Origin of the sequence: Planococcus sp. MB-3u-03, assembly GCF_002833405.1 — a bacterium.
In the GTDB taxonomy this organism is placed as follows: domain Bacteria; phylum Bacillota; class Bacilli; order Bacillales_A; family Planococcaceae; genus Planococcus.
Map to the genome: position 1 here is coordinate 975,410 of NZ_CP025135.1, position 22,331 is coordinate 997,740.

At 50.6% G+C, this 22,331-nt stretch carries 17 protein-coding genes and 3 pseudogenes; 19 read left to right on the forward strand and 1 reads right to left on the reverse strand.

Going from position 1 to position 22,331, the window contains the following annotated elements; translation table 11 throughout:
• The first annotated feature begins 10 nt into the window (after nucleotides 1-10).
• From purD to CW734_RS06130, 15 genes and pseudogenes are all read left to right on the forward strand, one after another.
• A complete protein-coding gene (gene purD / locus CW734_RS06065) occupies nucleotides 11-1,261 on the forward strand; it encodes a phosphoribosylamine--glycine ligase (protein WP_101189860.1) in 1,251 nt (416 codons plus the stop codon).
• Between the two features lie 191 nt (nucleotides 1,262-1,452).
• Nucleotides 1,453-2,043, forward strand: a complete 591-nt coding sequence (locus CW734_RS06070) for a GNAT family N-acetyltransferase (protein ID WP_101189861.1) — start codon at nucleotides 1,453-1,455, stop codon at nucleotides 2,041-2,043.
• 146 nt (nucleotides 2,044-2,189) lie between these two features.
• Nucleotides 2,190-3,929, forward strand: a complete 1,740-nt coding sequence (locus CW734_RS06075; protein ID WP_101189862.1) for an adenine deaminase C-terminal domain-containing protein — start codon at nucleotides 2,190-2,192, stop codon at nucleotides 3,927-3,929.
• Nucleotides 3,926-4,984 (forward strand): DUF3048 domain-containing protein, encoded by a 1,059-nt coding sequence (locus tag CW734_RS06080; protein ID WP_101189863.1) that lies wholly within the window; start codon nucleotides 3,926-3,928, stop codon nucleotides 4,982-4,984. Before CW734_RS06075 ends, CW734_RS06080 begins: the two co-directional genes overlap by 4 nt.
• A gap of 43 nt (nucleotides 4,985-5,027) precedes the next feature.
• On the forward strand, nucleotides 5,028-5,348 hold the full coding sequence (locus CW734_RS06085; protein WP_068489075.1) for a YerC/YecD family TrpR-related protein: 321 nt from the start codon (nucleotides 5,028-5,030) through the stop codon (nucleotides 5,346-5,348).
• A 130-nt stretch (nucleotides 5,349-5,478) separates the two neighbouring features.
• On the forward strand, nucleotides 5,479-6,180 hold the full coding sequence (locus CW734_RS06090; protein WP_101189864.1) for a heptaprenylglyceryl phosphate synthase: 702 nt from the start codon (nucleotides 5,479-5,481) through the stop codon (nucleotides 6,178-6,180).
• Nucleotides 6,181-6,211: 31 nt separating this feature from the next.
• Nucleotides 6,212-8,428: a DNA helicase PcrA gene (pcrA, locus tag CW734_RS06095; RefSeq protein WP_101189865.1), complete on the forward strand. Its 2,217-nt coding sequence runs from the start codon at nucleotides 6,212-6,214 to the stop codon at nucleotides 8,426-8,428.
• 15 nt (nucleotides 8,429-8,443) lie between these two features.
• Nucleotides 8,444-10,450: an NAD-dependent DNA ligase LigA gene (gene ligA / locus CW734_RS06100; RefSeq protein ID WP_101189866.1), complete on the forward strand. Its 2,007-nt coding sequence runs from the start codon at nucleotides 8,444-8,446 to the stop codon at nucleotides 10,448-10,450.
• A 12-nt stretch (nucleotides 10,451-10,462) separates the two neighbouring features.
• Nucleotides 10,463-11,593: a CamS family sex pheromone protein gene (locus CW734_RS06105; protein ID WP_101189867.1), complete on the forward strand. Its 1,131-nt coding sequence runs from the start codon at nucleotides 10,463-10,465 to the stop codon at nucleotides 11,591-11,593.
• A 100-nt stretch (nucleotides 11,594-11,693) separates the two neighbouring features.
• Entirely contained in the window at nucleotides 11,694-11,984 is a 291-nt protein-coding gene (gene gatC, locus CW734_RS06110) for an Asp-tRNA(Asn)/Glu-tRNA(Gln) amidotransferase subunit GatC (protein WP_058381395.1), read from the forward strand.
• Nucleotides 11,985-12,002: 18 nt separating this feature from the next.
• Nucleotides 12,003-13,466: pseudogene (gene gatA / locus CW734_RS06115) on the forward strand (Asp-tRNA(Asn)/Glu-tRNA(Gln) amidotransferase subunit GatA).
• A gap of 56 nt (nucleotides 13,467-13,522) precedes the next feature.
• Nucleotides 13,523-14,258 (forward strand): annotated as a pseudogene (gene gatB / locus CW734_RS19595) (Asp-tRNA(Asn)/Glu-tRNA(Gln) amidotransferase subunit GatB); the annotation flags it as partial.
• 234 nt (nucleotides 14,259-14,492) lie between these two features.
• Complete coding sequence (locus CW734_RS19600) at nucleotides 14,493-14,888, forward strand: Asp-tRNA(Asn)/Glu-tRNA(Gln) amidotransferase subunit GatB (RefSeq protein WP_232787248.1); 396 nt, start codon at nucleotides 14,493-14,495, stop codon at nucleotides 14,886-14,888.
• 1,031 nt (nucleotides 14,889-15,919) lie between these two features.
• Complete coding sequence (locus CW734_RS06125; protein WP_101189868.1) at nucleotides 15,920-16,480, forward strand: thioredoxin family protein; 561 nt, start codon at nucleotides 15,920-15,922, stop codon at nucleotides 16,478-16,480.
• Nucleotides 16,481-16,581: 101 nt separating this feature from the next.
• Nucleotides 16,582-17,496 carry a diacylglycerol kinase gene (locus CW734_RS06130; protein WP_058381391.1) on the forward strand — a complete coding sequence of 305 codons (915 nt, stop codon included), beginning with the start codon at nucleotides 16,582-16,584 and terminating at the stop codon, nucleotides 17,494-17,496.
• 55 nt (nucleotides 17,497-17,551) lie between these two features.
• Here the strand turns inward: CW734_RS06130 and CW734_RS06135 are convergent, their stop codons facing one another.
• A complete protein-coding gene (locus CW734_RS06135; protein WP_101189869.1) occupies nucleotides 17,552-17,986 on the reverse strand; it encodes an NUDIX hydrolase in 435 nt (144 codons plus the stop codon).
• 244 nt (nucleotides 17,987-18,230) lie between these two features.
• Between CW734_RS06135 and CW734_RS06140 the strand changes: the two are divergent.
• From CW734_RS06140 to rlmD, 4 genes and pseudogenes are all read left to right on the forward strand, one after another.
• A pseudogene (locus CW734_RS06140) lies at nucleotides 18,231-19,528 on the forward strand (cytochrome ubiquinol oxidase subunit I).
• Nucleotides 19,528-20,556, forward strand: a complete 1,029-nt coding sequence (locus CW734_RS06145) for a cytochrome d ubiquinol oxidase subunit II (RefSeq protein ID WP_101189870.1) — start codon at nucleotides 19,528-19,530, stop codon at nucleotides 20,554-20,556. Before CW734_RS06140 ends, CW734_RS06145 begins: the two are co-directional and overlap by 1 nt.
• A 14-nt stretch (nucleotides 20,557-20,570) precedes the next feature.
• A complete protein-coding gene (cydS, locus tag CW734_RS19890; RefSeq protein ID WP_374703198.1) occupies nucleotides 20,571-20,681 on the forward strand; it encodes a cytochrome bd oxidase small subunit CydS family protein in 111 nt (36 codons plus the stop codon).
• 88 nt (nucleotides 20,682-20,769) lie between these two features.
• Nucleotides 20,770-22,131, forward strand: coding sequence for a 23S rRNA (uracil(1939)-C(5))-methyltransferase RlmD (gene rlmD / locus CW734_RS06150; protein WP_101189871.1), 1,362 nt, complete (start codon nucleotides 20,770-20,772; stop codon nucleotides 22,129-22,131).
• Nucleotides 22,132-22,331: the final 200 nt, after the last annotated feature.

The window sequence follows — 22,331 nt, forward strand, 5'->3', positions numbered from 1 at the left end:
GTGCACGGCTATGAACGTATTGGTCATCGGTAAAGGCGGGCGCGAACACGCGCTTGCCCATCAATTCGCCATCTCGCCATCGGTCGCGAAAGTTTATGTGGCGCCTGGCAATGACGGCATGGAAAAAGATGCACAGATCGTAGACATAAACGAGACGGATTTCGAAGCCTTGGCAGCGTTCGCCAAGGACAATGAAATCGCCTTTACATTCATCGGGCCGGAACAGCCGCTTTCAGAAGGCATCGTCGATTTCTTCGAAGCACGCGGCTTGAAGATCTTCGGGCCGAACAAAGCGGCAGCGCGCATCGAAGGCAGCAAAGCTTTCGCCAAGGAATTGATGAAAAAGTATTCCATTCCGACCGCTGCCTATGAAAGCTTCTCGGATACCGAGGAAGCTATTAATTACATCAAGCAGCAAGGCGCGCCGATCGTCATCAAGGCGGATGGGCTCGCAGCCGGAAAAGGCGTCGTCGTGGCATTAAGCGAACAAGAAGCAATTGAGGCCGTAAAGGATATGCTCGACGGCCAGAAATTCGGCGACTCGGGATCGACCGTCGTTATCGAGGAATTCTTGGACGGAGAAGAATTTTCCTTTATGTCCTTCGTCCAAGATGGCAAGATCTATCCGATGGTCATCTCGCAAGACCATAAGCGCGCGTTTGATGGCGATAAGGGGCCGAATACGGGCGGCATGGGTGCTTACTCGCCGGTGCCGCAGATTTCGGAATCGGTCGTCGAGGAGACTTTCAAGAAAATTGTCCGCCCGACGGTAGAGGCAATGGATCATGAAGGCACTCCGTTCAACGGGATTTTGTATGCCGGCATCATTTTGACGGCCAAGGGCCCGAAAGTCATCGAATTCAATGCGCGTTTCGGAGACCCGGAAACGCAAGTGGTATTGCCGCGCCTGAAAACCGACCTTGGCGCGTTTATTTCGACCATTTTGGACGGCGGAGAAATGGAGCTTGAATGGGATGCGCGCCCTGTGCTCGGTGTCGTCATTGCAGCGGACGGCTATCCGGGAACTGTGGAAAAAGGAGCCGTGTTACCGGAACTGGATGAATTACCGGATGTAACCGTCACCCATGCCGGCACGAAACGCTCCGAAGGCCGCTTCACTGCTAACGGCGGCCGGGTGCTCCTTGTCGCAGGCAGCGGGGAAACGTTGGAAGATGCCCAGTCTATCGTCTATCAAGCACTTGGCAAATTGGAGTGGGACGGTTTCTTTTACCGCACAGATATCGGTTGGCGTGCAATCTAAGTGAATAGTTGCTATAATAGAATGACACAATTTCGTCACGAAGCTGTGTCATTTTATTTATGCGGCAACGCGCCGCGGAGGATTTTCACAAGCCCACTTTTACCTCTATTACTAAACTCCAATTTCCACCTAGCATTACCCCGGAAGTAACAAAACCAGCAGGGCATTCAAACTCGGAAGGAGCAAAAATGATGAACTGGTATGAAAAACTGAATCAATATTTCCCAGTGGAGGAAATGAAATCGAAAGAACATATGGACACCTTGCTGAAGGAAAAAGGCAGTGTCTACTACAAAGATGAGGGCCCGTATCACGTCTTGATGTATGCGGAATTCCCAAGCTTCTCATTCGTTGACTATTTATTCGTCTCGAAAGAATCGCGCGGCATGGGCATTGGCAAGAAAACCTTGCAAATGCTCAAGGATAAGGACAAGCCGATCATCTTGGAAGTCGAACCGGTCGATTACGAAGATACGGATTCCGAAAAACGTCTGCGTTTCTACGCGCGTGAAGGCTTTGAGCATGCCTCGTCAATCGGCTATTGCCGCCGTTCACTGGCGACTGGCGAAGAAAACTCGATGGAGATTCTTTACTGGGCGCCAAATGGCGAAACCGAAGAAGAGATTTTCGAAGCGATGAAGAAAATGTATGAGGACATCCATACGTACAAAGACGAGCATTTTTACGGGGAGTCATATGATCCGGTTTCTGATGTCTTGACGAGAAAAGAACAAGACCAGCAGGATATCCTGAAGCCTTTCAGCGATCCGGTCAATAAATAAACAAAAATCCACGTCACTGAGACGTGGATTTTTTATGTCCGACGCTGCACAAGAGAGGAGCATTTTCACGTCATTCTCTGTAAAAAAATGCATAATTATGCTAGTATACGATGTATGGATATTGAAGAGAGAGCAGGTGCCTTCGGATGGTAAACCCTTTATGGAGAAATACAGAAATACGTAAACAATTGAAGATTGTGTCGAAAGAATTGTCCCCGGATCTTGTGCTGACGAATGCCACATATCTGCACGGGATATTTAAAAAATGGATGACCGGAAATATATGGGTCAACGGAGACCGCATCATCTATGCAGGACAAGATATGCCGAAGATCGATGATTCGACTGAAGTCGTGGATGTCAGCGGCAAGTGGATCGTGCCTGGCTACATCGAGCCGCATGTCCATCCGTATCAACTCTACAACCCGCAGCAATTCGCTGATTATGCTGCACAAGGCGGAACTACCGGGTTCATCTCAGACAACTTGCCGTTATTTTTATCATTAGAAAACGAGAAAGCGTTTACATTGCTTGATCGCATGGCAGAGCTGCCGTTCACGTTTTATTGGTGGACAAGGTTCGATTCCCAGACGGAACTTGTTGGGGAAGACCAAAAATTCACCTCGAAAGCAGTTGGCGAGTGGCTAGAACGCCCGGACGTCATTCTTGGCGGTGAATTGACGGGTTGGCCGAAACTATTGGCTGGCGACGACCAAATGCTGTATTGGATCCAAAAAGCGAAAATCAGCTTGAAAAAGATAGAAGGGCATTTCCCGGGAGCTTCCGAGAAGACTTTGGCGCGCATGAAGCTGCTGGGCGCTGACGGGGACCATGAAGCGATGACCGTCGATGAAGTGGAGATGCGCCTATTACATGGCTACGGCGTGACGCTGCGCCATTCATCGATACGCCCGGATTTGCCGGAACTATTGTCAGGAATTGTCGAGCGGGAATTGAATGTGTTCGATAAATTGATGATGACGACAGACGGCTCGACGCCGGTGTTCCACAAAGACGGCGTGATGGATTTGTGCATCCAAATCGCGCTTGACGCTGGCGTTCCGGCGATCGATGCCTATATGATGGCTTCTTATAATGTGGCGCGCTATTACAACTTGACGAGCTTGCACGGCTTGATCGCGACCGGGCGCTATGCGAATTTGAATATTCTCGATTCGATCGATAACCCAGTGCCGAGCGGCGTGATTTCCAAAGGGGTCTGGCTCAAGCGCGATGGCAAGAAAGTGCGTTCGCTCGATGATGTGGATTGGTCGGTGCTGCCGGAGTTGGATCTCGACTTTGAATTGACCGATGACGACTTCCAGTTTTCGATGCCGTTCGGTGTGGAGATGGTCAATGATGTCATCACCAAACCATACTCCGTAAGCGTCGACACGAACGTCGAACGCTTATCGAAAGAACATGGTGAAAGCTTTCTGATGCTTATCGACCGCAACGGCAAATGGCGTGTCAATACCTTGATCAAAGGCTTCGCCACGGAAGTCGATGGATTTGCTTCTTCCTATACGAATACCGGAGATATCGTGTTGATCGGCAAAAGCCGTAAAGACATGTGGAAAGCGTTTGAACGAGTGAAGCGCCTCAAAGGGGGCATTGTCTTGATTGAAGGCGGCGAGACAGTCTGCGAATTGCCGCTTCCTATTGGCGGCATCATGTCCGATTTATCGATGGAGACCTTGATGGAGCAAGAAACCGAGTTGAAGAAAGCGTTGAAAGAGCGCGGCTATGAACATGGCGACGCTGTCTATACTTTATTGTTCTTGATGGCGACGCATTTGCCCTATGTCCGCATTACGCAAAAAGGGATTTATGACGTCATGAACAAAACCATTCTATTCCCGGCATTCATGAGGGGCCAGGGATGAAAAAATGGCTGATCTTGCTTGCTTTGCTGATCGTTGCAGCTGTCTTGGTTGTTTGGCTGGTCGGAAGGGAACAAGCGGGAGAGCCGGAAATGCCCGCAACTCCACAAACTCCGGAGGCGCCGGAAACGCCTGAGGTGCCGGAGGAAGTGCTCACCACAGCCCCGTTCACCGGCATGCAAGGAGATGGGCCGTATGACAGCCGGGCGGTGATGGCAGTCATCAATAATCATCCAGCGGCTCGTCCGCAAACAGGCCTGGTGGAAGCTGATATGGTATTTGAATTAATTGCCGAATACAATATCACGCGATTTTTGGCCTTGTATCAAAGCCAGTTTCCGGTGAATATCGGGCCGGTGCGCAGTGCGCGCGATTATTTTGTTGAACTGGCCGATGCGTATGATGCATTTTTCGTTGCGCATGGCTATAGCCCGGAAGCAAAGCAATTGCTTGATTCGGGAGTGGTCGACCATATTAACGGCATACAATATGACGGAACTTTGTTCAAGCGTTCATTGGACCGTGTGGCGCCGCATAATTCCTATATCACCTATGAAAACGTCGAACTTGCGATGGAGATGACAGACGCTTCATCCAATTACAGCATGAAAGCACCTTATACTTTCTCTGCACCGGGCAGTAATGATAAACTAGGGGAACAAGCTGCTTCCATAGAAGTAACCTACGGCGGAGACCCGCTTTTTGCGAGCACCTATACTTACGATGCTGAGTCGCAGCTTTACGGCCGGTCATCGGGAGGAACCGCGACTGCAGATAAGGAAACTTCGCAGCGGATCGAAGTCGCCAATGTGCTGGTCATTGAAACAGCGCATGACACGATCGATGCCAAAGGACGCCAGGAGATCGACCTGACTTCCGGGGGGCAGGCATTATTGTTCCGTGAAGGAATCGTACAGGAAATCACGTGGCGCGCAGAAAACGGTATGCTTGTGCCGGTCGGGGAAAACGGGATAACCGAATTGACGCAAGGAAAAACCTGGGTCCATATTATTCCGGATTCGCCGGGAATTGGCCAGGCGGTTCAGTATAGCCCGTAGAAGCGGGATCAATCGAAGAGCAATGAAAGGACGTTGAATGTGCATGCAAGTTGATAAGATTAGAGGGCCGCAGACCGATCAATTGATCGAAGCGGTGCTGGCATTGGAAAACAAAGAACAAGCCTACCGATTTTTTGATGATTTGTGCACGATCAGTGAAATACAATCGTTATCGCAGCGCTTTGAAGTCGCACATATGCTGCGCTTGAAAAAGACCTACGAAAAAATCAAGAACGAAACGGGTGCGAGCACAGCGACGATTTCCCGCGTGCGCCGCTGTTTGAATTACGGCAATGACGCATACGAGGAAATGCTCGATGTGCTGTATCCGGAAGAAAAACAAATCGAACTTCCAAAAGACTGACCGGCGAATGGCGCTGGTCGGTTTTTTTATGCGCTAAATCCCTCATTTGTGGATGGATGGGAACAGAGTGTTGGCTGATCTTTTGTTATAATAGAAAGATGAAAACCAAAGTACAGTTAGGAGAATACCTGTGGACTTTCAAACATGGCGGCATGTCTTTAAATTAGACCCTGCGAAAGAAATTTCAGATGGACATTTGGAACGAATTTGCGAATCCGGGACTGATGCCATCTTGATTGGCGGAAGTGATGATGTCACACTCGACAATGTCTTAGAATTGATGGCTCGTGTGCGCCGCTATTCGGTGCCGGTTGCGCTCGAAGTGTCGACGGTCGAATCGGTGACGCCGGGCTTCGATTATTATTTCATTCCGACGGTGCTCAACAGTAGCGACCCGAAATGGATCAAAGGGCTTCACCATGAAGCGATCCGCGAATACGGCGAGATCATGGACTGGACGGAAATCGTTCCGGAAGGCTATTGCATTTTGAATCCGGACTGCAAAGCGGCAAGCTTGACCGGGGCGGATGCATCCTTGACTGAAGAGGATGTGCTCGGATATGCGCGCATGGCGGAGCATTTTTTCCGGCTCCCGGTCTTTTATCTGGAATACAGCGGCATGTTCGGCGATCCGGAACTTGTCCGAAAAACCGCGTCGGTGCTGTCTGATACACGGCTATTTTACGGCGGCGGCATCGATTCAGCGGAGCGCGCCAAGGAAATGGCAGCCATCAGCGACACGATCGTTGTCGGCAATATCATATATGAAGATCTAAACAAAGCGCTTGCGACCGTCAAGGCAGTTGCGGAAACGGCTGAGCAATCGTTATAATAACAGGAACAAACGTTCGAGGTGGTGCACAATGGAATTAATCACAAAAAATCTGTTGCGGGGGATGAACCCCGAGCAGGAAGAAGCAGTCAAAACAACAGAAGGCCCGCTATTGATCATGGCCGGTGCGGGATCCGGGAAAACGCGTGTGTTGACACATCGCATCGCATACTTGGTGCTGGAAAAACAAGTCTACCCATCCAATATCCTGGCGATCACGTTCACCAATAAAGCCGCGCGCGAAATGCGCAACCGGATCGATGGGCTGCTCGGCCACGGAACAGGCGACCGCATGTGGGTGTCAACCTTTCACTCGATGTGCGTGCGCATCCTGCGCCGCAATATCGACCGCTTGGGCTTTTCGAAAAGCTTCTCGATTTTGGATACGACCGATCAATTGACGGTCATCAAAAACGTCTTGAAGCAGCAAAACCTGGACCCGAAAAAATACGAGCCGCGGACGATGCTGAATGCCATTTCGTCGTCGAAAAACGAATGCATCGATGCGGAAACCTTCGCAGCGAATGCCAATCAATTCAACCCGTATGAAAAAACGGTCGCGGAAGTGTTCACGGGCTACCAGAAGCGCCTCCAGAAAAACCAGTCGCTCGATTTCGACGATTTGATCATGATGACTTTAAGGCTCTTTGAAACGGTCCCGGATGTGCTGGAATATTATCAGGATAAATTCCACTATATCCATGTCGATGAATACCAAGATACGAACAACGCCCAGTACCAACTGGTGCAATTAATGGCGAAGAAATTCAAGAATATTTGCGTTGTCGGCGATTCCGACCAGTCGATTTACCGTTGGCGCGGGGCGGATATCACCAATATCCTGTCGTTCGAAAAGGATTATCCGGACGCCAAAGTGATCATGCTCGAACAGAATTATCGTTCGACCAAACGCATTTTGCAGGCGGCAAACGACGTCATCCAGAAAAACACGAGCCGCTATCCGAAAGAATTGCGCACCGACAACGACGAAGGGCCGGCGATCACGCTCCATAAAGCGGGTGATGAGCGCCAGGAAGCCCAGTACATCGTCCAGACCATCCAAAACCTCATGCAGGAAGAAGGATACAAAACCTCTGATTTCGCCATTCTCTATCGGACCAATGCCCAATCGCGTATTTTAGAGGAAATGTTCGTTAAATCGAATATGAGCTATACAATCGTCGGCGGCACGAAGTTCTATGACCGCAAGGAAATCAAGGACTTGCTCGCGTATTTGCGCTTGATTGCCAATAACGAAGATGACCTGTCGCTCGCGCGCATCATTAATGAACCGAAGCGAGGGATCGGTGCGACGTCATTCGAGAAAATGGCGCGCTTTGCCATCGAACAGGACCGCACCATCATGGATTCCTTGCAGGAAGCGGATTTCATGGGCTTGACGGCGAAAACCGCACAGACCGCGCTTGAATTCCGTGCGATGATCGCCGGATTCACCGAAATGCAGGAATTTCTGTCGGTGACGGAATTGGTGGAAGAAGTGCTGAAGAAATCCGGTTACCGCCAGATGCTCCAAAACGACAAGACCATCGAAGGCGAAAGCCGCCTCGAAAACTTGGATGAGTTCTTGACCGTGACGCAAGCGTTCGAAAAACAAAGCGATGACAAGTCATTGGTAGCGTTCCTGACCGATTTGGCTTTGATTGCAGATATCGATTCATTGGACGAGGAAGAAGAACAAGGCGATGGCCCGATCATCCTCATGACGATGCATGCAGCGAAAGGCCTGGAATTCCCGGTCGTGTTTATCGCTGGGCTGGAAGAAAACGTCTTCCCGCATTCGCGTTCGAATAATGACGAGGAAGAATTGGAAGAAGAACGGCGCTTGGCATATGTTGGCATCACGCGCGCCGAGAAACGGCTGTATTTGACGCATGCTTCGTCACGGACGATTTTCGGCAAGAGCAATTTCAATATGCCGTCGCGCTTCATCTCTGAAATTTCGGAAGATCTCATCGAGCAGACGTTTGCCAATCACCGTGCAGGCGCAGCGACGAGTTATAAGCAGGCACCGAAACGCAAAGCGGTCATAAAGCCTTCCTACCAAGCATCCGGCGGCGATCGGCTGGGCTGGAAAACAGGCGACCGCGCGAAGCATAAAAAATGGGGCACAGGCACTGTCGTTAATGTCAAAGGCGACGGCGAACAAACAGAACTTGATATCGCCTTCCCAAGCCCGACAGGCATCAAGCGGCTGCTCGCAAAATTTGCGCCGATCGAAAAAGAATGATCTGGAGGAACCCGAATGGACCGCATCAAAGCTGAAGAACGTGTAACCGAATTGAATGAATTGCTCCGGAACTACGGGCATGCCTATTATGTGCTCGATAAGCCAAGCGTGCCGGATGCCGTGTACGATCAATTGCTCAACGAATTGATCGAGCTGGAGAACCTATATCCCGACTTGATTTTCCCGGACTCCCCAACGCAGCGGGTCGGCGGGACACCCTTGTCGAATTTCGAGAAAGTCCGCCACGAGCGGCCGATGCTCAGTTTGTCGAATGTCTTTAACGAAGAAGATTTGCGTGATTTCGATAAACGTGTGCGCGGCGGTGCCGGAGACTCGGTGGAATATGTGTGCGAACTGAAAATTGACGGCCTGGCCGTTTCGCTTCATTACGAGAACGGCAAATTCGTGCGCGGTTTGACGCGCGGCGACGGCCGTGTCGGAGAAGACATTACGGTCAACCTCCGCACAGTCCGCTCGATTCCGCTTAAATTAAAAGAGCCGGTATCGATCGAAGTGCGCGGCGAAGTGTTCATGCCGAAAAAATCGTTCCATGCACTTAATGAAGACCGCGAGGAGCGGGGCGAAGAATTATTCGCCAATCCGCGCAATGCTGCAGCCGGTTCTTTGCGCCAATTGGATTCGAAAATTGCCGCTAAGCGCAATTTGGATGTCTTCATCTACGGCATTGGCGGAGACGGGGAAACTTACGGCTTGAACAACCATAACGAGTCCCTTCAATATTTGACGGATCTCGGCTTTAAGACGAACGGCGAGCGGAAAGTTTGCCGCTCGGTGGAAGAAGTGCTGGCATACATCGAACAATGGACGGACGGGCGCAATGAGTTGAGCTATGAAATCGATGGCATCGTCATCAAAGTCAACCGCTTTCTCCATCAGCAAGACCTCGGGTTCACGGCGAAAAGCCCGAAATGGGCGACCGCCTATAAATTCCCGGCAGAAGAAGTGATGACGACCGTGCGTGATATCGAGCTGAGCATCGGCCGGACCGGCGTTGTCACCCCGACAGCTATCCTTGAGCCGGTCGCTGTTGCCGGCACTACGGTGCAGCGTGCGTCGCTCCATAATGAAGATTTGATCCGGGAGCGCGACATCCGCATCGGGGATAAAGTCATCATCCGTAAAGCGGGCGATATCATTCCGGAAGTCGTCAAAGCACTGATCGAAATGCGCTCTGGGGATGAACAACCGTTTGAAATGCCGACCGAATGTCCGGCCTGCGGTAGTGAACTCGTCCGGATAGAAGGCGAAGTGGCGCTCCGCTGCGTCAACCCGAAATGCCCGGCGCAAATCGTCGAGGGCATGATCCATTTCGTTTCGCGCAATGCCATGAATATTGATGGGCTCGGTGAGAAAGTGATTGAGCAATTATATCGCGAAGGGCTCATCCAGGATATTTCGGATCTCTACGCTTTGACGAAAGAGCAATTGTTGGAACTCGAGCGCATGGGCGATAAATCTGCCACCAACTTGATCGAGGCGATAGCAGCTTCCAAGAGCAATTCGATGGAACGCTTGTTGTTCGGCCTTGGCATTCGTCACGTCGGCGAACGCGGGGCGCGGATCTTGTCGGAGCATTTCGGCTCGATGGATCAGTTGATGCAGGCAAACTTGGAAGAATTGATTGCCATCCATGAAATCGGCGATAAGATGGCCGATGCCGTCGTCACGTATTTTGAAAAAGAAGAAGTTGCGGCACTTGTGGAACGTTTGCGCGAGCGGGGCGTCAATTTATCCTATACGGGCACGATTGTCCGAGTGGAAGAAGGCGCCAATGCGTTTGCCGGCAAGAAAATCGTGCTGACCGGCAAATTGGAAAACATGACCCGCCAGGAAGCCCGCGCGCGAATCGAGGCGCTCGGCGGCAAATTGACCGGCAGCGTCAGCAAGAAAACCGATTTGCTGATTGCCGGCGAAGAAGCCGGATCCAAACTCGACAAAGCGCAGGAGCTCGGCGTGGAAGTGTGGAATGAAGCACGCCTGCTTATGGAATTGAACGAATAAGGAGATTAGCATATGAAACGCATTTGGTGGATCCCGATCAGCATATTGCTGCTTTCGGGATGTGTCCCTTCCGGAAATGACGAGGCGGAAGTGATCAACACAGAAGAAGAAGAGGCAGAAACGGCGATCATTCCGAGCATGCAGCTCGATGATCAATATTACCGGACGCTGTTGCCGTATAAACAGAGCGCCACTCGCGGAAAAATCGTCAGCCGGCTGAATTCGCGCTACGATATCAAGGAAGCGGAGCATGGATTATTGCGCCTGTCGCAGCAGCAATTCTCGCCGGATGATTATTATTTCCAGGAAGGCCAAAAAATCACCGATGAAGAAGCCTCGCTTTGGCTCCAGCGCAAAAGCAAAGATAATCCACAAGGGCTAAACCCGGAGGATGGCCGCAGCAAAGCTGAGACGGACGGGGGCGAACGCCCGCAACCGGAACTGCTGGCGCATATCCTTGAGCAAAATTACCTCGTCAAAACCGAGGAAGACAAAATCCGTCTGGGCGGGGTTTCCATCGGGCTTGCGATGAATACGGTTTATTATAGTTCGACGGACAACATCCCCTATGAAGAATCGATCCCTCAAGATCAGATCGCTGAAGAAGGCAAACGGATGGCTGATGAAATCGTCAAGCGCATAAGGGAGAAAGAAGGCATGGCGGATGTGCCGATCCTCGTCGCTTTATTCGCGCAAAACAGCCGCAACGCGATGACACCCGGCACGTACTTCTCTTACGGCGCTGCCCCGAAAGGCGAGACCGAAGTGGCGAACTGGAATGATGTCGACGAAGAGTATGTCGTATTCCCGACTTCCGGGACGGACGAGCAATACCGGGATATCGATACGGCGTTCCGCAATTTCAAGCAAGATGTCGAATTGTATTTCTCGAATTTCACGAGCGTCATCGGCAAAGGCTTCTACCAAAGCGGCCAATTGCAGGAAATGAAAATCGAAATCCCAATCCAATTTTATGGTTCGGCCGAAGTGATCGGCTTTACGCAATATGTCACCGGCCTGATCCTCGATCATTTCCCGGACGATATCCAGATTGAAGTGAACGTCACGTCGACCAATGGCGCGGAAGCACTCATTTTACGGAAAGCCGGGGAAACGGAACCGGTTGTCCATATTTACGAGTAAGTCTGTAATTTAAAGGGGCAGCCAGCTGGCTGTCTCTATTCATTTTTTTAGAAAAATGGTATGATAGACCGTATGTTTATTGAATCCGGAGGTGTAGAAAATGGCGAAAATGACAAAAGAAGAAGTAATCGAAGTAGCTCACTTGGCGCGTTTGGCAATTACCGACGAGGAAGCTGTGCATTTTGCGGATCAATTGGAAGCGATCACCAATGCGATGGAATTGCTGAACGAATTAGATACGGAAAATGTAGAACCGACGACGCATGTATTGCCGCTAGTCAATGTGATGCGCGAAGACAAGTCGATCGAAGGCTTGCCGCGTGAATTGGTGATGAAAAACGTGAAAGAGCATGAAGGCGGCCAAGTGCGTGTGCCGACCATTCTGGACTGATTGTGAGGAGGGAAAAAGATGAAGTTAGCTGATAAAACTGCAAAAGAATTGCAGGAATTACTACATAGCAAAGAGTTGACGATTGCGGATTTGACGGAAGCGACATTCAAGCGCATCAAGGAATTGGACCCGCAAGTCGACGCCTTTTTGGCTTTGAATGAAGAGCAGGCGACAAAACAAGCGGCTGAAATGGACCAAACGGATACGGGAGAACGCGGTCCGCTTTTCGGCTTGCCGATCGGCGTGAAGGATAATATCGTCACGGAAGGATTGGAGACGACAGCATCAAGCTTGATCCTGAAAGGCTTCAACCCGATCTATAACGCCACGGTTGTGGATAAATTGCGCGAAGCCGGAATGATCATCGTCGGGAAATTGAATATGGATGACTTCGCAATGGGTTCTTCCAATGAAAACTCTTACTATAAAAATACGAAAAACCCATGGAACTTGGAAACCGTTCCAGGCGGTTCTTCAGGCGGTTCAGCTGCGGCTGTAGCAGCCGGTGAAGTTCCGTTCACACTCGGTTCCGATACAGGCGGATCGATCCGCCAGCCGGCTGCTTTTTGCGGCGTCGTCGGCATGAAACCGACATACGGACGTGTTTCCCGTTTCGGGTTGATTGCCTATGCGTCATCGTTCGACCAGATCGGCCCAATCACCCGCACAGTCAAAGACAACGCCCTGCTTTTGAATGCTATTTCCGGCCATGATGAAAAGACTCGACGTCCGCAAATGTTGAAGTGCCTGACTTCACAGCGGCACTGACTGGCGATATCCAAGGCCTTCGCATCGGCGTGCCGAAAGAATATTTCGCAGAAGGCGTCAGCGAAGCATCGAAACAAGCTGTGAAAGATGCACTGAAAGTATTGGAAGAAAAGGCGCAACATGGGAAGAGATTTCCTTGCCGCATTCCAAATACGCGCTTTCCACGTATTACATCTTGGCTTCATCTGAAGCATCATCCAACTTGTCCCGTTTCGACGGCATCCGTTACGGCTATCGTACGGAAAAGCCGGCAGCCTGCTTGAGTTCTATATGAACACACGCTCTGAAGGCTTCGGCGACGAAGTGAAGCGCCGCATCATGCTCGGAACTTACGCACTCAGCTCCGGCTATTACGACGCTTACTATAAAAGCGCAAAAGTGCGTACCTTGATCAAGCAGGATTTCGATAAAGCGTTCGAAAACTTCGATGTCATCGTCGGGCCGACAACGCCGACACCGGCATTCAAGATCGGCGAGATCATCGATGATCCATTGACAATGTATGCGAACGATATCTTGACGATCCCTGTCAACTTGGCAGGCGTTCCAGCCATTTCAGTCCCATGCGGATTCGAGAACGGCTTGCCGCTCGGATTGCAGATCATCGGCAATTATTTCGATGAAGAGACCGTCTACCGCGTCGCGGATGCTTTTGAGCAGGCGACCGAGTTCCATAAAGAAACACCGCAAACATGGGAGGGAGCAGCACAATGAATTTCGAAACGATCATCGGGCTTGAAGTCCACGTCGAACTGAAGACGGAATCCAAAATGTTCTCGCCTTCCCGGCTCATTTCGGTGCTGAACCGAATACCAACACAAACGTCATCGACCTTGGCTACCCTGGGGTATTGCCGGTCGTCAATAAAACGGCAGTCGATTGGGCGATGAAAGCGGCACTTGCGTTAAACTGTGAGATTACGCGCCACACCAAATTCGACCGCAAAACTATTTCTATCCGGATAACCCGAAAGCCTACCAGATTTCCCAGTTCGATCAGCCGATCGGTGAACACGGCTGGCTGGAAATCGAAGTGAATGGCGAGAAAACGCATCGGCATCACGCGCCTGCATATGGAAGAAGATGCTGGTAAACTGACGCATACCGGAAACGGCCATTCCCTTGTCGACTTTAACCGCCAAGGCACGCCATTGATCGAAATCGTCTCGGAGCCCGATATCCGCACGCCGGAAGAAGCGTATGCGTATTTGGAGAAAATCAAATCGATCATCCAATACACAGGCGTTTCCGATGTGCGCATGGAGGAAGGCTCGCTTCGCTGCGACGCCAATATCTCCTTGCGCCCATACGGCCGTGATGAATTCGGCACGAAAACTGAGCTGAAGAACTTGAACTCGTTCAACTTCGTCAAAAAGGCTTAGAACACGAACAGATCCGCCAAGAGCAAGTATTGCTTGCAGGCGGCATCATCGAGCAGGAAACACGCCGCTACGATGAATCGACTGGCAAAACCCTGCTGATGCGCATCAAGGAAGGTTCGGATGATTACCGTTACTTCCCGGAACCGGACCTGGTCGATATCGTCATCGACGACGCATGGCTCGAGCGCGTGCGCGCAGAAATTCCGGAACTTCCGGATGCCCGCAAAGCCCGCTACGTATCAGAACTTGGCTTGTCGTCATATGACGCCATGGTGTTGACTTTGCAGAAGCCGATTTCCGATTTCTTCGAAGCGACCGTCAAAGCTGGCGCTGATGCGAAACTGGCATCAAACTGGCTCATGGGCGAAGTGTCCGCTTACCTCAATGCTCAGAATAAAGAGCTTGAGGAGACGGAACTGACACCGGAAGGACTTGCCGGCATGATCAAATTGATCGGCGAAGGCACGATTTCTTCTAAGATTGCAAAAAAAGTCTTCAAGGAATTGATCGAAAAAGGCGGCGACCCGAACAAGATCGTCAAAGCGCAAGGCTTGGTGCAGATCTCGGACGAAAAGGTATTGCTCGAGTACGTCACCAATACTTTGGATGCCAACCCGCAGTCGATCGAAGATTACAAGAACGGGAAAGACCGCGCAATCGGCTTCCTCGTCGGGCAAATCATGAAAGCGACAAAAGGGCAGGCTAACCCGCCGCTCTTGAACAAAATCCTCCTCGAGGAAATCGCGAAACGTTAATCAGAAAAAGGATGGCTCACTCAGCCATCCTTTTTTTGTGGTTTGTTTTAGTGAATGCGATCCAAAAGTTAAATCTGGTAGTCGAAATGTTCTTTCCTTGAGATTCCGCTGCAAGGGGACGCTTGAGGCCTGCAGGATGCAGGTCATGCAGCTGATGCGACAGGAAGTCGCGTTTTCAGCTGCCCGGGTACAGGGCGGGTGTTGAGCCAAGGTGGCTAATGTCACTGCGTTCGAACATCAGATGAAAAGCGTTGCTCCCACATCTGCTACGCAGATGCGTCGCAAATGAATGGACTCGGCTCCTCCTCGCCATCCATTCGCCCCTTTCCGCTCCATCTCTAGGTATAGAATGGAAGTTCAAATGTTTTCTGCATTGAAATTATGTGAACAGTTTTGATTTGTTCGATAAATGCGCGGAAAAGATGAATCATCCTTAATATTAATATTGAGTCTAGCTAGGCGTCTTCACCAGCGGACGAATATAATAAAAAAAGACGCGTCCTCGCATGCAACACCCAATGAAATCTAAAAGCCGAACCGCGCTCACGGGTGAGCCGAAGCAATGAGACAAGTGTTCTTCTTGGCTTATTGCAAGAGGCCAGCCCAAAGCGGGAGGCGACTACTTCACGATGAAATAATCAACGGACCATTCATCTCACTAACAAGTCCAGCTAAGCGACGATACCAGCGGATGAAGACAATCAACAGTGATGCTTCTTCGCACGTAACATCCAATGAAATCTAAAAGCTGAACCGCTCACACGGGCGAGCCGAAGCAATGAGACAAGCGTTCTTCTTGGCTTATTGCAAGAGGCCAGTCCAAAGCAGGAGGCGGCTATCTCGTGATAAAATGGATAATGAATTATCCATCTCGCTCTCACGTCTAACTCGCTGCTCCACATTCTGCATTATAAAACATCAACCGACTGCGAAATGTAAGGTTAATTGGAACAATTCCACAGCTTTTTGCTTAAAAGTTTGCCGCAAAGGGAAAAGAACAGGTAAACTGTTTTGTAAGGAGACGTGATAGAATGATGACGGAACTGGAATATTTTGAGCATGCCATCTCATTGGAGAAATATATGGCGCAGATGGAATCCAATCAGGAAAAAACCTACACGATCTATGAGAAATTCGAGTTGCCGGACGATCCGGAATTTATCGATATGCTGAAACAGCGGCAATTGAAGATCTTGGCGATTACCGAAGATTGGTGCGGCGATGCGATGATGGTCAACCCGATTCTCCGGAAATTGGCGGAATCGGCGGATCTCGAAGTCCGCTGCGTTTACCGCGACGACAATCCCGAACTCATGGACCGTTATTTGACGGATGGCGGAAAGTCGATCCCGAAATATATTTTCTTGTCCGAAAGCGGGGAAGTAAAAGGTTCGTGGGGGCCGCGTTCATCGAAAGTCCAGCAGATGGTCGATGAAAAGAAAGCGAAACTGCCGGAAAAAGAAGATCACCAATACGAGCTGCATTGGAAAACGGTAATCGGGGAGATATCCGACCGTTTCACGTCCGATCCAGAGCTCTGGCAAGATACGTATGAAGACATTCGCAAGAGCTTGCAGAAAAGCTTGGCTTAACCCTATACAGACAGCCGGCTGCAGAATGTCCCGTCCGCGGGAACTTTCTGCAGCCCTGTCATGTCCTGTTTCTATAGAATGGTCCAGAAAGGCTGAATCCGATGAAACGAGCACGCATAATTTATAACCCGACATCCGGCAGGGAATTGTTCCGCCGCCACCTCCCGGAAGTATTGGAAAAGATGGAAATCGCAGGATACGAAACGTCCTGCCACGCGACTACCTGTGAAGGAGACGCAGTGAAAGCGGCGGAATATGCAGTCGAGCGCAAATTTGATTTGGTGGTGGCAGTCGGCGGGGACGGGACGCTCAATGAAGTAGTTTCCGGAATCGCCAAATACCCGGTACGCCCGAAAGTGGGCTTGATTCCGATGGGCACGACCAATGATTTTGCAAGGGCCGTGCGCATCCCACGCGATATCAACCGCGCTGTCGACATCATCATCAAAGGCGAATCGATCCCTGTCGATATTGGGGTTATGAACGATGACCGCTATTTCGTCAATATTGCCGGAGGCGGGCGCTTGACGGAGTTGACGTATGAAGTTCCGAGCAAGCTCAAGACGGTGCTTGGCCAATTGGCGTATTATTTGAAAGGCATCGAGATGATTCCTTCGATTCGCTCATCCCGTGTCCGCATTGAATACGATGGTCAAGTGTTCGACGATAAAGCAATGATGTTTTTGATCGGCTTGACCAATTCCGTCGGCGGCTTTGAAAAACTGGCGCCGGATGCCAGTATCAACGACGGCAAATTCACCTTGCTCATCTTGAAGGAATTGAACATGGCGGAATTTATCCGTGTGGCGTCGCTTGCACTTCGCGGAGAGCATTTATCCGATCCGCACGTGCTGTATGTGAAAGCGAGCAAGATTTCAGTGACTTCCAATGAACGCGTATTGCTGAACCTCGATGGCGAATTCGGCGGTATTTTGCCGGCTACTTTCGAAAACCTGGAGCGCCATATTGAAATGTTCGTGCCGCTGGAGTATATCAAAGAAAAAGACCGCAAATAAAAAAGCGATCCACTTAACCCGAATGGGGATGAGTGGATCGCTTTTTTTTGATAGCTCAGTATTCCAGCAATTCGATGGCTTCGTCCTGGTCAGCCGCAAGTTTCGGCAAGCCTTCAATCGGCTCCCAGCGATACTGCACGATAAGGCCGTTATCGCGTCCTTCGCTTTTGATGGTATGTTCAAATTCGTCGATTTTTTCGCCAGTGTATTCAAAATGGAAGATGTTGCGCTCGTACGCTTTGTCTTTATGCGCCGGGTAGTAATTGTATTTGTGGATTTTCCCGACAAATTCCAGCACATCGCGAGGCAAGCCGGTTTCTTCCTTCACTTCGCGGTATAAGGCATCGATCAATAATTCGTCTTCACCAATCGTTCCGCCTGGGACCTGCAATCCGACTTCGGGTTCGCCTTTGTACTCGAATACGAGCAATTCTCGGTTGTTTTCTTCGCCTCTGGTAATATAGGCAAATACCTTTCTACTTGTTTCCATATGAATCATCCTTTTCTTTTGTTCATTATAGAATACTAAAAATTCAGCAAAATTTCAATGGGGATGTTTTCATTTTGTCACAGCTTATTCAAACATCGGGCGGAATCGGATGCCTCGCAGAAGTCTACGGGAGGGCCTTTAAGGTACAATAAAACATATAACGGGCTGTGCTTTGGCCCATGTAAAGGGGACGAGAATTTTGGGATTTGAAGATGTGGCTTTACAAAGCCGGATACTGACCTTGATGACCCTATCATTCCACATCATCTACGCGACGATCGGTGTGGGGGTCCCGCTCATGATCATGATTGCCCAATGGGTCGGGATCAGAAAAAATGACGAGCATTATATCCTCCTGGCACGCCGCTGGGCGAGAGGGTTCGTCATCACGGTAGCGGTCGGCGTCGTGACCGGTACCGCAATCGGGCTGCAATTATCCTTGCTGTGGCCAAACTTTATGCAGATGGCAGGGAATGTCATTGCGCTTCCGCTGTTCATGGAAGTCTTCGCTTTTTTCTTTGAAGCGATTTTCCTCGGGATCTATTTGTATACGTGGGACCGTTTTGAAGACCAGCGCAAACATTTCCTATTGCTGGTTCCGGTCGCACTCGGAGCGGCTGCTTCCTCTGTATTTATCACCATCGTCAATTCATTCATGAATGCGCCGCAAGGTTTTGATGTGTTGAACGGCGAGCTGGTCAATGTGAGCCCATTGCTCGCGATGTTCAGCCCGGCCGTGCCGACGAAAGTCGCACACGTCCTGTCGACAGCGTTCATGACGAGTGCTTTCATATTGGCGTCGATCGCTGCTTTCCGTTTGCTGCGCGGATCGAATCATATTTACCACAAAAAAGCATTGTTCCTGACAATGAAGCTCGCGCTGATCTTTTCGGTTGCGACTGCCATCATCGGCGACTTTTCAGGTAAATATTTTGGCCGAATACCAGCCAGAGAAGCTGGCGGCTGCTGAATGGCATTTTGAAACAGGATCGGAAGCTGAACTTGTGCTGTTCGGTGTTGGACGGCGAAGAGCCGAAATACGCGATCCGCATTCCATACGCGCTAAGCATTTTGGCGCATGGTGTTCCAAGCGGTGAAGTCATCGGCTTGAATGATTTCCCGGAAGATGAAATTCCGCCGCTGTGGATCCATTATCTCTTCGATACGATGGTCACGCTCGGCATGTGGCTCGCGTTCTTCTCCTTCGTGTACGTCGTCGGAGCGTGGCGCGGCTGGTCCATTGTCACGAGAACATGGTTCCGCTGGCTGACCGTGCTGAGCGGGCCGCTCGCGATGCTCGCGATTCAGGCCGGCTGGTGGTTCACGGAAGTCGGCAGACAGCCGTGGATCTTGCGCGGCTATATGAAGACCAGTGAAGGGGCAACGACTAGCGGGCAAGTCGATTTGATGATCGTGATGTTCGCCGGCCTCTATGTCATTCTCGGAATCGGGACGGTTGTCGTCTTGTCACGCATGTACAAACGCAATCCGGTCGAGAAGGAATTGGCACAGCGTGAATCTGTAAAAGGCGGTGAGGAATAATGACACTCGAAATTATCGGGATTTCCGTTCTTTGGCTGTTTTTGTTCCTCTACGTCATCGTGGCGTCGATTGATTTCGGCGCCGGATTCTTTAACGCCTACAGTGCTTTTTCCGACAAACAGCATATTCTGACAGGCATCATCCAGCGCTATCTGTCGCCGGTATGGGAAGTGACGAACGTCTTTTTCGTTTTCTTCTTTGTCGGCATCATCGGGTTCTTTCCGCAGACAGCGTTCTACTACGGCACGACGCTTCTCGTACCGGCAAGCATTGCGCTTATTTTGCTGGCAGTGCGTGGTTCGTATTATGCCTTCGCCACTTACGGCGCGAAGATCAATCACCGTGGTTATATCTATATGTACGGCTTATCCGGCCTATTGCTTCCGGCGGCACTGTCGCCGGTGCTGGCCATTTCAGAAGGCGGCTTTATGCGCCTTGAGGGCGGGCAGCCGTCGCTTGATTACTGGGCGCTGTTTACAAGCCCCTTGATGTGGAGCATCGTCGTCTTGAGCATTGCCGCAGTATTGTATATTTCCGCTGTGTTCTTGACTTGGTATGCGTGGAAAGCAGGAGACGAGAAAGCGACGCAGCTCGTCCGCAAATACGCATTGGTTTGGGCAGGCCCGACGATTGTCACGGCGACCGGCATCATTTTCGAGCTTCGCGGGCACAATCCGGAACATTATGCGAGCTTGCTCGATTTGTGGTGGATGTTCGCGCTGTCGTTCCTGTTGTTCCTTGGCACTGTATTTTTGATTTGGAAAAAGCGCAATTATGGCTTGGCGTTTATCTTGCTCGTCGGCCAGTTCTTTACCGCGTTTTTTGCCTACGGAGCGTCGCATTACCCATATCTGTTGTATCCGCATTTGACGATTTATGATAGCTTCACGAATGAATCGATGGCGATCGCCTTGATCATCGCCTTTATTGCAGGGCTTGGGCTATTGCTGCCATCGCTGTATCTCTTATTCCGCCTGTTCCTATTCGACAAAGATGATGTCAAAGGGAAATCGGATTATCATGCCTAAGGAGGCTGTGAAAGATGAATGATTTTTTCATTTTCTATGCGCCGTTTCTGGTGATCATCCTGGCGATTGCCGTCGGTTTCTGGATATCACTGAAAGATGGCCCGGTAACGAAAGACAAAAAATAAAACTGTGGCGGGAATTTCCCGCCGCAGTTTTTTACTGCTTAAAAAGCGGATATGTTACAATAAGTCAATGTGAAATGGAGTGAACGTAATGAAACCAGTAACGAAAAATGACCGTCTGTCGGTCTATGTCGAAGACTTGACGCATGACGGGGCGGGCGTCGCCAAAGTGGACGGCTATCCGCTGTTCATCAAAGATGCACTGCCCGGCGAGACCGTGACAGTGCACGTATTGAAAACCTTGAAGTCCTACGGGTTTGCCAAGCTCATCTCGATTGAAGAAAATTCCCCGGACCGCATCGACGCGCCGTGCCCGGTATTTGAAATTTGCGGCGGCTGCCAGCTGCAGCATTTGTCCTACGAAGGCCAATTGAAATACAAAGAGAAAGTTGTGCGCGATGCCATGACGCGGCTCGGGAAATTGCCGGACGTGCCGGTCCATCCGGTCAAAGGCATGGACAATCCGTGGCGCTACCGCAATAAATCGCAGATTCCGTTCGGCCAAGAAGATGGGCGCGTCGTAGCCGGTTTCTACCAGCCGCGGTCGCATCGCATTGCGGATACCGATATCTGCTTGATCCAAACACCGGAAGCGGATGTTTTGATGGCGTCGCTCAAGCGCAATTTGCAGGACATGGGCATCGAGCCGTATGAAGAAAAGACGCACCGCGGCATGCTGCGCCACGTCGTGCTCCGCAAAGGGCGCGTGACGGGCGAATTGATGGTCGTATTGGTGACGAAGAAGCAGAAATTCCCGCAAGCAGAACGTGCCGTGGAAGCGATCCGCGCCGCATTGCCTGAGGTCACATCGATCATGCAAAACGTCAACGGAGACAAGATCAATGTCATCTTCGGAAACGAAACGATCAATCTATGGGGCAAAGACATCATTGAAGACCGCATTGGCGATGTGCGCTTCGAGATCTCTGCGCGGTCATTCTATCAAGTCAATCCGGAACAGACAGAAGTGCTGTACGGGCAGGCGCTTGACTATGCGGGGCTGACAGGAAGCGAGACAGTAATCGATGCATATTGCGGCATCGGCACGATTTCGTTATTCCTTGCACAGCGCGCAAAATTTGTCATGGGCGTCGAGATCGTCCCACAAGCGATCGAAGATGCCAAACGCAATGCCGACTTGAACGGCTTCACAAATACTTTATTCGAAGCAGGGCCAGCCGAGGAAGTCATTCCGCGCTGGTACAAAGATGGCAAACAAGCCGATGTGCTTGTCGTCGATCCGCCGCGAAAAGGCTGCGACGAAGCACTGTTGCAGACGATGCTTGAACAGAAGCCAGAGCGCATCGTCTACGTCTCCTGCAACCCAGCAACGCTCGCACGCGACTTGCGCATCTTGGAAGATGGCGGCTACCGGACCCAGGAAGTTCAGCCGGTCGATATGTTCCCGCAGACGACCCACGTCGAATGTGTCGCGTGGCTGACGAGAAGCTGATGGGCTTCCGATAAGAATGAATTATTGATTTATGAAAAATAATGTAATTTAATAGTCGACCCCCAATGATTGTTCTTTGAACAGCATTGGGGGTTTTATTATGGAAGAGGAAAACGAAACTGAGGACTTTAGGTGGAATGAATATGTTGCGTGGCAGGGAAGTAGTCAGGCAATGATGGATGAAGCGTCGAAAAGGAATT